At 60.0% G+C, this 13258-nt stretch carries 16 protein-coding genes; all 16 read left to right on the forward strand.

All coding sequences use genetic code 11. The annotated features are described in order from the left end of the window. Window positions 1-14 precede the first annotated feature (14 nt). Entirely contained in the window at window positions 15-206 is a 192-nt protein-coding gene (locus CXY91_RS10290; protein ID WP_100961042.1) for an HNH endonuclease, read from the forward strand. 135 nt (window positions 207-341) lie between these two features. Then, the gene (locus CXY91_RS10295; protein ID WP_100961044.1) at window positions 342-731 is read left to right on the forward strand and encodes a hypothetical protein; all 390 of its coding nucleotides are present in this window, start codon (window positions 342-344) and stop codon (window positions 729-731) included. After that, on the forward strand, window positions 691-2628 hold the full coding sequence (locus tag CXY91_RS10300; RefSeq protein WP_100961046.1) for a terminase large subunit: 1938 nt from the start codon (window positions 691-693) through the stop codon (window positions 2626-2628). Before CXY91_RS10295 ends, CXY91_RS10300 begins: the two co-directional genes overlap by 41 nt. Beyond that, window positions 2625-3899, forward strand: a complete 1275-nt coding sequence (locus CXY91_RS10305; RefSeq protein WP_100961047.1) for a phage portal protein — start codon at window positions 2625-2627, stop codon at window positions 3897-3899. The genes CXY91_RS10300 and CXY91_RS10305 overlap by 4 nt, the downstream gene beginning before the upstream one ends. Next, the gene (locus tag CXY91_RS10310) at window positions 3896-4525 is read left to right on the forward strand and encodes an HK97 family phage prohead protease (protein ID WP_100961049.1); all 630 of its coding nucleotides are present in this window, start codon (window positions 3896-3898) and stop codon (window positions 4523-4525) included. The genes CXY91_RS10305 and CXY91_RS10310 overlap by 4 nt, the downstream gene beginning before the upstream one ends. A gap of 95 nt (window positions 4526-4620) precedes the next feature. Further along, a complete protein-coding gene (locus CXY91_RS10315) occupies window positions 4621-5904 on the forward strand; it encodes a phage major capsid protein (protein WP_100961052.1) in 1284 nt (427 codons plus the stop codon). Window positions 5905-5948: 44 nt separating this feature from the next. Next, window positions 5949-6152: a hypothetical protein gene (locus CXY91_RS10320; protein WP_100961054.1), complete on the forward strand. Its 204-nt coding sequence runs from the start codon at window positions 5949-5951 to the stop codon at window positions 6150-6152. After that, window positions 6152-6394, forward strand: a complete 243-nt coding sequence (locus CXY91_RS10325) for a hypothetical protein (protein WP_100961056.1) — start codon at window positions 6152-6154, stop codon at window positions 6392-6394. The genes CXY91_RS10320 and CXY91_RS10325 overlap by 1 nt, the downstream gene beginning before the upstream one ends. Before the next feature lie 4 nt (window positions 6395-6398). Next, the gene (locus tag CXY91_RS10330; RefSeq protein WP_248307430.1) at window positions 6399-6890 is read left to right on the forward strand and encodes a head-tail connector protein; all 492 of its coding nucleotides are present in this window, start codon (window positions 6399-6401) and stop codon (window positions 6888-6890) included. Window positions 6891-6900: 10 nt separating this feature from the next. Further along, window positions 6901-7311 carry a hypothetical protein gene (locus CXY91_RS10335; RefSeq protein ID WP_100961060.1) on the forward strand — a complete coding sequence of 137 codons (411 nt, stop codon included), beginning with the start codon at window positions 6901-6903 and terminating at the stop codon, window positions 7309-7311. Further along, window positions 7311-7664 (forward strand): head-tail adaptor protein, encoded by a 354-nt coding sequence (locus CXY91_RS10340; protein ID WP_100961061.1) that lies wholly within the window; start codon window positions 7311-7313, stop codon window positions 7662-7664. The genes CXY91_RS10335 and CXY91_RS10340 overlap by 1 nt, the downstream gene beginning before the upstream one ends. A 305-nt stretch (window positions 7665-7969) precedes the next feature. Then, on the forward strand, window positions 7970-8428 hold the full coding sequence (locus tag CXY91_RS10345; RefSeq protein ID WP_100961063.1) for an HK97-gp10 family putative phage morphogenesis protein: 459 nt from the start codon (window positions 7970-7972) through the stop codon (window positions 8426-8428). After that, window positions 8428-8835 (forward strand): DUF3168 domain-containing protein, encoded by a 408-nt coding sequence (locus CXY91_RS10350; RefSeq protein WP_100961065.1) that lies wholly within the window; start codon window positions 8428-8430, stop codon window positions 8833-8835. Before CXY91_RS10345 ends, CXY91_RS10350 begins: the two co-directional genes overlap by 1 nt. A 12-nt stretch (window positions 8836-8847) precedes the next feature. Further along, the gene (locus tag CXY91_RS10355; protein ID WP_100961067.1) at window positions 8848-9288 is read left to right on the forward strand and encodes a phage tail tube protein; all 441 of its coding nucleotides are present in this window, start codon (window positions 8848-8850) and stop codon (window positions 9286-9288) included. A gap of 3 nt (window positions 9289-9291) precedes the next feature. Next, window positions 9292-9726 carry a gene transfer agent family protein gene (locus CXY91_RS10360; protein ID WP_100961070.1) on the forward strand — a complete coding sequence of 145 codons (435 nt, stop codon included), beginning with the start codon at window positions 9292-9294 and terminating at the stop codon, window positions 9724-9726. Between the two features lie 422 nt (window positions 9727-10148). Next, window positions 10149-12950 (forward strand): tape measure protein, encoded by a 2802-nt coding sequence (locus CXY91_RS10365; RefSeq protein ID WP_100961072.1) that lies wholly within the window; start codon window positions 10149-10151, stop codon window positions 12948-12950. Window positions 12951-13258: the final 308 nt, after the last annotated feature.

Below are 13258 nucleotides of genomic sequence, written 5' to 3' on the forward strand. Positions count from 1 at the left end.
AGCCTCTGTGCCGCATGTGTCTCGAGCAAGAGATCGTGACAGAGGCCAACACAGCAGACCACGTCAAGCCGCACCGCGGCGACCCCGAGCTGTTCTGGCACGGCGAACTGCAGAGCCTGTGCAGCCAGTGCCATTCGAAGCACAAGCAGAACGAAGAGGCCGGCAAGACGGTCGTTCGATACGGCGCCGATGGCTGGCCCGTCTGAGTGTTGCAAAAATGCAACGTTTGTGCGCCGCACAACGGGGGTAGGGGGTGGTGTTGCCTTTATGCAACGCCATTTCGCCGGAACGGCGGGGAACCAACGCGCACATTTTTTCGATTGAAATGTTGAGGTCAAAAGATGGCCAGGCCGAGAACGCCGAAGGCCAAAGCTAAGCTCACCGGCCACGCAGACAAGCAGAGAACCAAGTTCGAGGGCCGCAACGAGCCGGACGTTACTGATGATGTTGGCGAGCCTTTTCCTTGGCTGAACGACTTTGCCAAGGAGGCATGGCGGGACATCAAGGCTGAGGTTCCTTGGCTCAACTCAAGCCACCGCGGATTTCTAGCCATTGCTGCGCGCATTCGTGGCCGCATGATGGACCCCAAGGATATCGACGTCGGCGTCCAGGCGCTGAACCTTCTTCGACAGTGTTACGGGCAAATGGGCGCGACGCCGGCCGACGCAAGCAAGGCTGGCGCAAAACCTGATGGCGAAAGCAAAGACCCAGCCGACGAGTTCTTCGACTGAAGTCGGCACACCTAAGCACTTCAACCCACCATACCCCACGGGGCCTGTTGACGCTTACGCTGAGGCTGTCCTTGCCGGCGAGATCGTGGCCGGTCCGCATGTGCGGAATGCTTGCCGCCGTCATCGCGACGACCGCAAGAATGGCCCCGGGCGCGGCATACACTGGGATCCGGAAGCGGCTGGCCGCGTTCTACGGTTCTTCCCGGCTGTTCTGCGTCTGAACGGCGGCCAGTTCGAGGGGCGTCCGTTCCATCCGGCGCCGAGCCAGGCATTCAAGATCGGCTCCCTTTTTGGATGGAAGCGTGTCGAGTCCGACGGTGCAATTCTGCGCCGGTTCCGGCGCGCCTATATCGAAGAGGGGAAGGGTAACGGCAAATCTCCACTAGCGGCCGGCATCGGGCACTATTGTCTGACTGCGGACGGCGAAGCGGCGGCTGAGATTTACGCCGCTGCCGCGAACAAAGATCAGGCGTTCGTCCTTTTCCGCGACGCGGTTGCGATGTACGAGCAGTCGCCGGCCCTCAAATCGAAACTGACGCCGTCTGGCGGCAACCCGATTTGGAACCTGTCGTACCTCAAGAAGCGGTCGTTCTTCCGTCCCATTTCGCGCGAGGGCGCGCACTCGGGCCCGCGTCCTTACATCGCTCTCTGCGACGAAATTCACGAGCACCCCGATGGCAAGGTCATCGAAATGCTCGAGCGCGGGTTTAAATTTCGGCGCCAGCCGCTGCTGTTTATGATCACGAACAGCGGGAGCGACCGGAACAGCATTTGCTGGGACGAGCATCAGCACGCGGTCAAGGTGGCCGCGGGCACGCAGACGCCGGACGATGACTTCACCTATGTCGGCGAGGTTATTGACGACAGCACGTTCAGCTACGTTTGCGCGCTCGACAAGGACGACGACCCGTTCACAGACCCGACGTGCTGGCAGAAGGCCAACCCGCTTTTCGGCGTGACGCTGAAGCACGACTATCTGGCCGGCGTTGTCGCTCAGGCCAAGGATATCCCGTCAAAGCGTAACGGCATTCTGCGCCTGCACTTTTGCGTTTGGACCGAGGCGGATACCGCCTGGATACCGCGCCCCATCCTCGAGAAGGTTATGGTCGACTTCGACCCCTATGAGGAACACAGGGGCAAGCGTATCAAGGCGGCTGGTCTGGACCTGTCTGGCGCAAAGGATCTCACCGCAGCCGCGTTTGTCGTGGAAACGGGAACCAAGTCCGTCAAGCGCGAGGACGGGGAAGAAGTAGAGCTCCCGACCTACGATCTATGGATCGAGGCATTCACGCCGCGCGATACAATGGACGAAAGGTCGAAGACCGATCACGTCCCGTATCGGTTATGGTTCGACCAGGGATATGTTAACGCTCCTGAAGGTGCTCGCATACGTTACGATCATGTGGCGGCTTTGTTTGCGCGACTCAATACTGAGTACGGCATCGAGGTTTTGGCGTTTGATCGGTATGCCTTCGACAAGTTCGAAGACGAACTCAACGAATACGGCGCCGAAATCAAAACAGTAGCGCACCCGCAGGGCGGTAAGAAGCGCGCCAAGCCGGACGAAGCCAAGGTCGAGGAGGCAAGGGCAGCGGGTTTGGAGCCGCCGCTTGGCCTGTGGATGCCTGGCAGCGTATCGGCGCTTGAGGCGCTGATTTTGGAAGAGCGGATTCGGCTCAGGTCGAGCCCCGTTCTGCTTGGCGCTTTGATGGGCGTCGCGATCGAGACGGACCCGCTGATGGGTAATCAGTGGTTCTCAAAGAAAAAGAGCACGGTTCGCATTGACCCGGCGGTTGCGGCTGCGATGGCCGTAGGCGCGGCGGTTGATGGGGTTGTCGTGCACAAGCCCCCGGCATCGCCGTGGGATGACCCGGAATTCACCTTGGCGGCAGCATGAAACTATTCGGGTTTGAGGTCACAAGGCCGCCCAAAAACGAGCAAAAAGCTAACGAAAACATCGCCGTTTCCGCTGGATACGGCGATTTTCTAGGTTTTTTCGGGCTAACTACGGCAAATCTGCCAAGCGTCACCACCGATTCGGCGTTAACGGTTCCTGCTGTTGCAGCGGCTGTGGCGTTTCTCTCGCGGACCATGGCGGCGTTGCCGCTGCACGCCTACCGCAATACCGCGGATGGGGCAAAGCGCCTTACGGGTAAGGTTCAGACCATCGTTCACGATGCTCCGAACGACGGTCAGGATAGGTTCAAGTTCGCACAGTACTTTTGGCAGCAGGTGTTCACCGGCGGTCGCGGTCTGGCATGGATTGAGCGTTCCGCGCAGAGTCCTGAGGCCATTTGGCCGATGGACCCGACCAAAACAACTATCAAGCGGGTCAATGGGCGAACTTCATATACGTTTGACGGAAAAGAATACCCCGCCGCGGATGTGATTGATGTTCCCTTCATGCTCAAGCCCGACGGGCTTGGCCACTGGGGCCCGATTATGCTCGCGAGTAAGGCGATTCAGCTTGCTCTCGCCATGAACGACTATGGGTCGAGTTTCTTTGCCGGAGGCGGGGTGCCGCCGCTTGTCCTTGAAGGGCCACTCCCGGCTGGCGCCGATGCAATGAAGCGAGCGCAGGCCGACATTAAACGGTCGATTGATGCGGCTAAGGGTGGTGGCGAGGCCATTTTCCCTGTGCCTCCAGGTTACAAGCTCAACCCGGTCGGGATTGAGCCAAACAAAAGCCAGATGATCGAGGCGCGGCGGTTTCAAGTTGAAGAAATCGCCAGAGCGTGGCAGTTGCCGCCTGTGTTTCTGCAGGACTTGAGCCGAGCGACGTTTTCGAACGCCGAGCAGCAGGATCTGCACCTTGTCAAGCACCTTATTGGTCAGTGGGCCGAGGCGCTTGAGGGCGAAATGAACTTAAAGCTCTTCGGTCGCGGCAACACCGGGCGGTATGTCGAACACAATCTAGACGGCCTGCTTCGCGGTGATTTCAAGACACGCATGGAAGGCTTGGCCCGCGCGATTCAGACGGCGCAGATGACGCCGAACGAGGCCCGCGCGCTCGAGAACCGGCCGAAGCATGAAAACCCGGACGCTGACAACCTGCTTGTGCAGGGAGCTACAGTCACGCTGGGGACGCAGGTGGCGGATGGCGGTAGTGAACCGCCATCGCCCGACAACGACAACACACAAAATGACGACGGGGCGGAAGCCGCATGACTGAATTTGAAAAGCGCGGCGGAAACCTTGGCGTTGAGAAGCGCGCCGCCGATGACAAGCGCACGCTGAGCGGCTATGCGGCGGTGTTCAACAGCGATACGGCAATCGGCGACTATTTCGTTGAGCGTGTAGCGCCTGGTGCATTCGCCAATACGATCAAGGGCGATATTCGGGCGCTGGTTGACCATGACTGGGGTCGCGTTATCGGCCGTACGAAGTCTGGAACGCTCCGTCTGGTTGAAGACGAGCGTGGTCTGAAGATCGAAGTCGACATTCCGAACACTACCGACGGTAACGACCTGTGGGAACTTGTCGAGCGCGGCGATATTTCTGGAATGAGCTTCGGTTTTCGCGTCACCAAGCAGTCTTGGGACGAGACAGGAGATACGCCGATCCGCACGATTGAGGCGGTCGAGCTCTTTGAGGTGTCGGCCGTAGCCTTCCCGGCCTACGACGACACGTCGATCGGCAAGCGTGACCTAGAGGCGGCCAGGGCGGAAGCTGGTAAGGCGAAGTCCGACGAGGAGCGCCGCAAACAAAACGCCATCGCTGCTGCGCGGCGAATCGCGGAGCGCGAAGCGGTTACCAATCAGAGAATTCGGGGCATCCGGCAGGACGCTTCGTAGTCACCCGGCATAGCCGGAGGGCATGGACGACGAGTCCTGCCAGTATTTCACCAACAGGCTCGCTTTCGCGGGCCATTTTCATTTCAGGAATATAGATGACCCTTAAGGAACTGAACGACAAGCGTCAGAAGCTTGTTGTCGATGCTCGCTCGGCTCTCGACGAGATCAAGAAGAACACCGATGAGGCTCGCGCCGCTGAGCTCGAAGCCCGTCACGACGCCATCATGGCTGAATTCGACAAGGTCGAAGCCACGATCGTCCGCGAGCAGAAGGTTGCGGATGCGGAACGGCGCCTGGCCGAGCGTGCCGAGGAAGAGCGCAAGAAGCAGCGCCCGAACGGCAGCGATGGTGAGGCCCGCGGCGTGGACGAGGGCGCGAAGCTTGAATATCGCACTGTCTTCTACAAGTACCTGGCCTCCGGCGCGTCGCTCGACGAACTGTCTGGCGAAGAGCGTGGCATCCTGAAGGCGGGTATTGTTCCGGACGCGGAAAAGCGCGTTCAGGTCTCGACGCAGGGCACGTCCACCACGGCCGGCGGCTACACTGTTCCGGTCGAACTGTCGAACCAGATTGTCAAGTCGATGAAGGCCTGGGGGCCGATGTATGACGAGGACATCTGCACGACCATTTCGACTGCCAACGGCGTCACGATCAAGATTCCGACCGTCAACGACACTGCGGTGACCGCTGGCCAGCACGCGGAAGGGACCGCGATGACTGATGACAACAGCAAGGACGTTGCGTTCGGTCAGAAGTCTCTGGAATCGTATGGCTACGATACTCAGTGGGTGAAATTCTCGCTTGAGCTTGCCCGCGACTCGATCTTCAACATGGAGTCGCTGCTCGGCTCGCTGCTCGGTGAGCGCCTTGGCCGTATTGCCAACTTGCAGCTCACCACTGGCGACGGCACAGGCGACCCGAACGGCGTCGTTACGGCCTCCTCGCTCGGAAAGACTGCGGCTGCCGTCGCTGCCGTCACCTATGACGAGATCATTGACCTTATCCACTCGGTCGACCCGGCTTACCGCCAGTCCCCGAAGGTTCGGTTCATGTTCAATGACCTGACGCTGGCCGCGCTTCGTAAGCTCAAGGACGGTGATGGTCGCTACATCTGGACCATGGGCGATGTCCAGAGCGGCGTTCCTGGCAATATCCTTGGCTATCGCTACAGCATCAATCAGGCCATGGCGAACCTCGCCACCGGTAACAAGACCATGCTGTTCGGCGACTTCGGCAAATATTTTGTCCGCAAGGTCGGCTCGCCGATGATTGGCGTCAAACGCGAGTCGTACTGGCCGGATCTGGGCATCGCCGGTCTGATCTATCTGGACGGCGAACTTGGCGATACCGCCGCGGTCAAGCACCTCATCCAGGCGTAACCTTCAGGGGCGGCCTTCGGGCCGCCCCTGCTTAAGGAGTGGCTATGAGCTACCAACCTAAAGTCTACAAAGAGCAGGGAGGCGACCGTGAGACGATCGCTGCCGGCGGCTCGCTCAAGATCGGCAATGCTGTTTTCACGGTGAATGCCGCTGGCCAGGTTATTGTGACCGGTCTTCCGACCGCTAACCCGAACGTTGCTGGCGCCCTTTACAGCAACAGTGGTGTTTTGACGCTGAGCGCTGGCTGATGCTGGTTAAGATGCTGGTGGGCATCTCCGGGCCGTTCTACACACTGGACCCTGGCGATGAGTTCCACTTTCCGGACGACGAGGCATCGCGCCTCGTCGAAGCCGGATTTGCGGTCACTGTGGCGGTAGCGCCGACGATTGAGACGGCCACGGTGGATACCTCCGGCACTGAGAAGCGCCGCGGACGCCCAAGGAAGCAAGACAATGTGGTATCCGCCGACGGAGACAGCACCGGCGAGTGAGCCGGTGAGCGTTGACGATGCCAAGCGGCATCTGCGCGTCTTTCACGACGACGACAACGAATACATTAAGTCTGTGATCTCAACGGCGCGCGACCATGTCGAAAAATATTGCGGTGCGCGCTGGTCTGAAGTCGATTTGACTGCAAATTGTGACGATTGGCGCGACCTAGCGTTTCTGCCGTTTACGCCGGTCACCGCGCTGACGTCGATTGCGTATATCGATGCCGAAGGCGCGCCCGCGACGGTTGATCCGTCTGTTTATGAGTTTCGCGCAGACGCCAGGTCTGTCGCGCTGAAGCCGGGGAAAACCTGGCCTGCCAAGCAGAATTCATCGCGGATTACAGTGACCATCAACGCGGGCACAGAAGACGCGCCACCTGCTGTGAAGCACGCAATTTTGCTGCGCGTCGAAGATCTATACGAACATCGCGGCTCCGAAGAAGACGGTAAATGGTCTTCGTTCGATAGCCTTTTGAGCAACTATCGATTTTATTAGGAGCCATTAGTTGGCCGACCTGACGATTACCGCCGCGAGTGTTATCGCGGGCGCCGATGCCGCGCGGGAAAGCGGCACCGCTGGCGAGACAATTACCGCCGGCAAGGCGGTGTATTTTTCCAGCACCACGAAAAAGTGGATGCTTGCCGATTCCAACAGCGCAACCGCCGAGGCGCGGAAGTGCACGGGCATTGCCTTGAACGGCGCGTCCCTCAACCAGCCCATCGCAGTGCTGAAGGGCGGTGACGTCACGATCGGCGCAACGCTGACGGCGGGAACTGCCTACTATCTCAGTGACACCGCGGGCGGCATTTGTCCGATCGCCGATGTCGGTTCTGGCGAGTACGTCAATCTTTTGGGCCTTGCCAAGAGCACGTCGGTTCTGGCGTTCGCTCCGCAGTACCCGGGCGTGGCGCTTTAATGGTCAAGCGCTCGGGAGCCGGAGCGCTCACCGAGCGCGTCCATTTTCAAAAGCGTGACGAACAAGACGACGGCTACGGCAATCCTGTAGCCGGTGACTGGACCACGCAGTTTACAGAGCCGGCCCGCCTGCAGCCAAAGCTTGGCAGCGAACCTGTGCTTGCCGCGCGCCTGGCGGGCGTACAGCCGTTTTTGCTGGTCGTCCGCAGTTCGGTGCGCACGAGAGCCGTCACGCCTGCCTGGCGGGCCGTGAATGCGCGTAGCGGTGCCGAGTACAATATCCGCACGGTTGCCAACGCAGACGAGCGGAATGGCTGGCTGGAAATGTTGGTTCAGGAAGGCGTGGCCAACTGATGGTTGAAATAAAGAGATTGCCGCCAGACGTGGCCAAGGCGCTAGGCGGGCCGTTCTACGCCGTAGTCAACGGCAACCCTGTCGGTGTTCCTGGCAGGCTTGGCTGGAGCACACGTAAAGAGGCGCGCGCTTGCGCGACGATTTACATGGCATACCGCAGCGCATGCCCCGCGTAACTTTCACGCAGCCGTTCGATTGGGCGCCGCCTGAATTCAACGGGCGTTGGCTGCTAGCCTACCGGGCCGGTTGGTCCGGCCTAGTCACAACGCCGTGCGCCGCGGCGGCCATTGCCGCAGGAAAAGCTATTGGCACAGCTAAAGAACCGCGAGAAAGCGCTCCGGAAACTGGCGGCGATACCGTCAGCAGTTCGAAGCGCCGCAAAACAGGCGCTCGCGCAAAGCGCTGACGAACTGACTGAGGCGATCCGCACAGCGGCGCCTCGCGGCGCGACGGGCGAGCTAAAGAAGTCGGTTGCTCAGACGTGGGGTGGCGGCAAGGTACGGTATTCGAGCCTGGCTGGCAACGTCGGAGAGGCTGGGGATCCAGACCTTTCGGTTCGGATCAGTGCTGGTAATAGCAAGGTTCGTTACGCGCACCTAGTCGAATTCGGCACGGCGCCGCACATTAACGGCGGTCTGTTCGCTGGAACAGAGCACCCGGGCACGCGCGCGCAGCCATTCTTTTATCCGACATACCGTCGCATGCGAAAGCGCGCCCGTAGTCGGGTTAGCCGCGCCATCACTAAGGCGATCAAGCAACTCTGATGTCAGAAGCAACACTGCCTTTACAAGCTGCGGTCATCGCGGCGCTTAAGGCGCACGCGCCACTGGCCGCGATCGTTGGCACGAAGGTTTTTGACCGCGTGCCCGCCGGGACGGCGGCGCCCTACCTTTGCCTGTCGGGTTGGCAGGAAATCGAAGACGGCACCGACTGCATGGACGCAAGCGAGGTGTTCTTCGACGTTCAGTGTTTTTCTACCAGCGTAGGCAGGCCGGAAGCCGCAAGAATAGCGGCCGCAGTTAAGGCCGCGCTGCACCGTCTCGCACCAGCAACTGCGGGCTGGTCAGAAACAGAAATTCTCTACCGCAGCACTCAATACTTCACGGAAACGGACGGCACCACGACGCGCGCCGTTGTCAACTTTCAATCGCTGACTGACAGCGACGCATAGGATTAATTTTAAATGGCCCTAGCCGCCACTTTTCGTTTTTCTGGATACCGCGTACTTCTCGGCGACGGTGCGGATCCCGAGGTTTTCGCCGCCCCGTGCGGCTTCACCGAGCGCTCAATCTCTTTCAACCGAGAGCTCTCTGAGACCAATACCCCTGATTGCGCAGACGAAGACGCGCCGTCCTGGCTGGAGCGTGACGTTACGAGCATGTCCGCCACGATCAACGGCACAGGCGTCCTCGAGGCGACCGCGCTGCCGATCTGGCTCGGGCTGCTCAACACCACCGTTAGCTTCAACGCCCGCGTCGAGCTGTGGCGTGAAGGTGTGAAGGTTGGGCACTGGCAGGGCGCTTTCGCGCTTGAAAGCTTTGAGACCAGCGGCACCAAGGGCGAGCGCGTTCAGGTGACCGTCTCTATGCAGTCCGACGGCGTGGTCGCCTACACCGCGGCGTAATCCATGGCCTTCGAAAACCGCAACGGCCGGATCGAGCTCGACTTTGCGGACGGAACCTACGGGTTCCGTCTTGCTATCGGCGAGCTCGAGGAGCTGCAGGAAAAAACGGGTGTGGGCCCGTATGTGCTGCTTAAGCGGCTGTTGGTCAATGAGTGGCGCATTGAAGACGTCATTCAGACGATCCGGCTGGGCCTGATCGGGGCTGGCGTAAAATCAACGGACGCGCTTAATCTCGTTCGCCGCTATGTAGAGCAGCGGTCAGACTGGATGAACAATGCCATGCTAGCCCAGGCGATCGTTAGCGCCGCGCTGGTTGGTGCCCCGGAGGAAGAGCCGGGAAAAGGCGACGCGCCGGAGGCCGAGACGGAGGGTTCGAACTTCCTGACGGACGCCTTGTCTTCGGCGATCTCTACGGAGCAGCCGGCGCTGCCGGCATAGCCATCTCTGAAATGCGATCCATGACGTGGTGGCAGTTCTCGGAGACGGTCGAAGGGTTCGTTAGGTCCAAGACCAACGACAAGGACGCGGGCATCTCCGCGGCCGAGGAAGACGAACTAGGTGCGCTTCTTAACGCGCCATTGTGACGGAATATCCCGTCATGCGCTCATTGCCGTTGGCGGTTATGACAAGAATTGATCCGCGTGGGTCAACGACTTGAAATAGCATAACTGCCGACGGACCAAAGCCGTGCTTTGATACAAGCGATGGCTCGCAGCCAGTGTGGAATTCGACGCTGGCCATGTCGGCGCCGTTATACAGCGCGTCTACTTTTTCTTTAGTCAGAAGGCATCTGGCTCCTGCCTGAGTAGTGGCGCAGAGCGCTGCAGCAGCCGCAATTATTTTGAGCATTTGGATATTCCATGGCAACTGACATCGAAACTCTGTCTCTTTTGCTGGAGGTGCAGGGGCAGAAGTTCGAAAATCAGCTAAAGCGACAAAATGCACAAGCTTACAGAATTTTCAAGTCCCTTGAAGATCGCGCGAGCGAAATGGAGTCCAATGTTTCGGGATCTTTCGACAAATTAGCTAGGATTGTTGGCGGCGCCGCGGTATTGAACGAGCTGAAGAAGCTCGCAGACACCTGGCAGGAAGCAACCAATAAGATCAAGTCTGCGGGCGTTGGCGAGGCGATGGCCGGTGCGGTCTCAAATGAGATCGCTGATATTGCGTCTCGAAGCCGGACGGGGTTCGCAGAAGTTGCCGACCTTTACGCGCGGCTTACACGCACGGGCAAGGACTTCGGGGCGACGCAGGGCGAGATCGCCCTTGCGACCGAGACGGTTTCGAAGGCCCTGAAGGTTTCCGGTGCGTCTGCTTCGGAGACGCAAGCCACGCTTGTCCAGTTGGGCCAGGCATTGGGTTCTGGCCGACTGCAGGGAGACGAACTTCGCTCCCTGCTTGAGAACGCGCCGGTGGTGGCCCAGGCCATCGCAAAGGAATTTGGCGTTGCCGTCGGGCAGCTCAAGGATCTTGGCGCCGAAGGCAAGCTGGTTTCAGATCGCGTGTTTCGTGCGATCGTCAACGCGGCGCCGGAAGTTAGCGCTGCGTTCGCTAAGACCAACGCCTCGATCGCCGACAGTTTCACCATCCTGCAAAACGCAGCGTTGAAGTTTGTCGGCAACAGCCAGCAGATGGGCATTGCCGCGGCTGCGGCTTCGTCTTCAATCCAGTTCCTAGCCAAAAATATCGACGGCGTTGCGACAGCAGCCGCGGCGGTTGGGGCGGTTATCGCCAGCCGACTGGTCGCGCAGGGTCTCGCGCCCATGGTGGCGCAGATTGGCGCGACCGTTACCGCCTCGGCGGCGGCGAGCGCCGGACTTACAGCCCTTGGCGTGCGGGCTCAGTTGGCTGCCACGAGCGTTGCGGCTCTGCGCGGCGCTTTGGCGCTTGTGGGCGGCCCCGTCGGGGCGGCCATTCTCGGAACCGCTGCCGTTGTCGCTTATCTGGCCACGGAAGCGGGAAAGGGCAAGGAATCCACCGATCGTTATGCGGAAGCGCTCAAGGCGCTCCGCCCGCCAGCCGATGACGCGAAGTCGGCTATTAAGGGTGTAGGCGACCAAGTTGCCGAAACGTCCGACCGGATGGACCGTGCCGTCACTGACGGCTATAATCGAAAGCTCAAGGAAGACGCAGCAGCGGCGCGCGACCTCGAGACGACCATTCGAAGTGCGACGCAGGGGCTTGAGCAATACGGGTCCGCCGGTCTGAAAGCCGAAGACAAGAAGCGCGGCCTGGATCTCGTCAAGCAGGGTATGGAGGGCAACGCCCAACAGGCGATTGCCGCGGCTGACGAGCTTCGCAAGCTTGGCGAGACGAACATCAGTTTTGCCAGCGCGTTCGGCTCGATTGCCGCGATGCTTACGCAGCTCGCCGCGGTTCGGCAGGCGGCGGTAGCTACCCGGGCGGCTCTCGCCAACGTTGAGGCTGGGCAGGCGGGCGAGGCCAACGCCAAGAAAAGTCGCGACGAGCAGGCCGCCTTGGTCAAGTCCGGCTTTGTGCCTGTGGGGCCCGCATTTGACGCGCAGAGTGATCCGGTTTTGGCCGGTCTGCGTCTGCAGCGGGAAGTCCGCCTTGCCCAAATGGACAAGGACAAGAAGGCGCTTCAGGACAAGACGAAGGAACTCTATGACGCGGCTCTGGGACAGGGCGGCGGCGTAACGCTCAAGCAGGCTGAGGCTGCGGCGAAGCAGATTCTTGCAGCCGAGGCCGCGCAGAAGGGCGGAGGCGGGGGTAAGGGGCCGAAGTCTGATGAGGACAAGGCCGAGGACCGTATCAATAAGTACATTGATAGCCTTGCGCGTCAGAACCTTGTTCTTCAGGCCGAAATTGATAATTTCGGCAAGTCGAACGCGCAAAAGCGCGCGGCTGTTGAGTTGGCTAAGGCCGGTGTAGACCTTAATCGCCTGGACGCCGAAACACGCGAAGAGGTGTTGGCGAAACTCAATAAAGAGATTACGCTTTCCGAACAGCTTCGAACCAAAAAGAAAGAGCTTGAAGACGCGCAGAAGTCGTACAACGACGCGTCGAAATTCTTTGGCGACGCTGCCACAGACGCTCTAGAAGACCTAATCATCAACGGCGCCAAAGCCGAAGACGTCATGAAGCGGTTGGTCGCCACACTGGCCAAGGCAGCATTACAGGCCGCGTTGATGGGCTCTGGCCCCTTGGCTGGGATCTTCGGAACATCGGGGACAAACGGCGGCGTCGGCGGCTTGTTCGGTCTGCTGTTTGGCGGCATCGGCGGAAAGGCAGACGGCGGGTGGATTAGCGGGCCGGGGACGGGTAAAAGCGACAGTATTCTGTCTTGGCTATCCGACGGCGAGCACGTTACGAACGCGCGCTCTGCTAAGAAATACGCGCCGCTTTTGAATGCGATCAACAACGATCGCATGCCAAAATTCGCCACCGGCGGCTTTGTTGGGGCGATGTCGACACCAAGCGTTCCGTCGGGGATTAGCACCGCCAGTCCGGGCCCCGCGAAAATCACCATCAACAACACGCAGTCCGACAACGTCCAGGCTGACGCCAAGCAAGACAGCAACGGTGATATCTCGATCATGATTAGCGCCATTGGCGCGAAAATGGCGGACGATATTTTGCGGGGCCGCGGCCCGATGTCCGCAGCTTTGTCGGCTCGTCAAACCAACCGGCACTTGAGGTAAACATGGCCGTCATTACATGGCCGTCGCAGGTGCCGTATCGGTCGCCTGTCGACGGCCGCACTCCAGTGCAAACCTACAGCGCGCCGGTAGTTAGTGAGACGGAGGGCGGGCCGCCGATTATGCGGCCTCGCCCGGGCCCGCGCGCAACTGAGATGCCCTGGCAGTCAGCATTGCTGACCCTAGCTGAGTGGGAGGCGTTCGAGCAGTTCGCAAGGTACGACCTGCGGCAGGGGACACTCCCTTTCACGATGCCAATTTACCGACCGAATGGCTGCTACGTTGACCGTACTTGCCAGATAAAGGACGGC

The sequence above is a fragment of the Allobosea sp. FBZP-16 genome (assembly GCF_002831785.1).
GTDB classification, from domain to species: Bacteria; Pseudomonadota; Alphaproteobacteria; order Rhizobiales; family Beijerinckiaceae; genus Allobosea; species Allobosea lupini.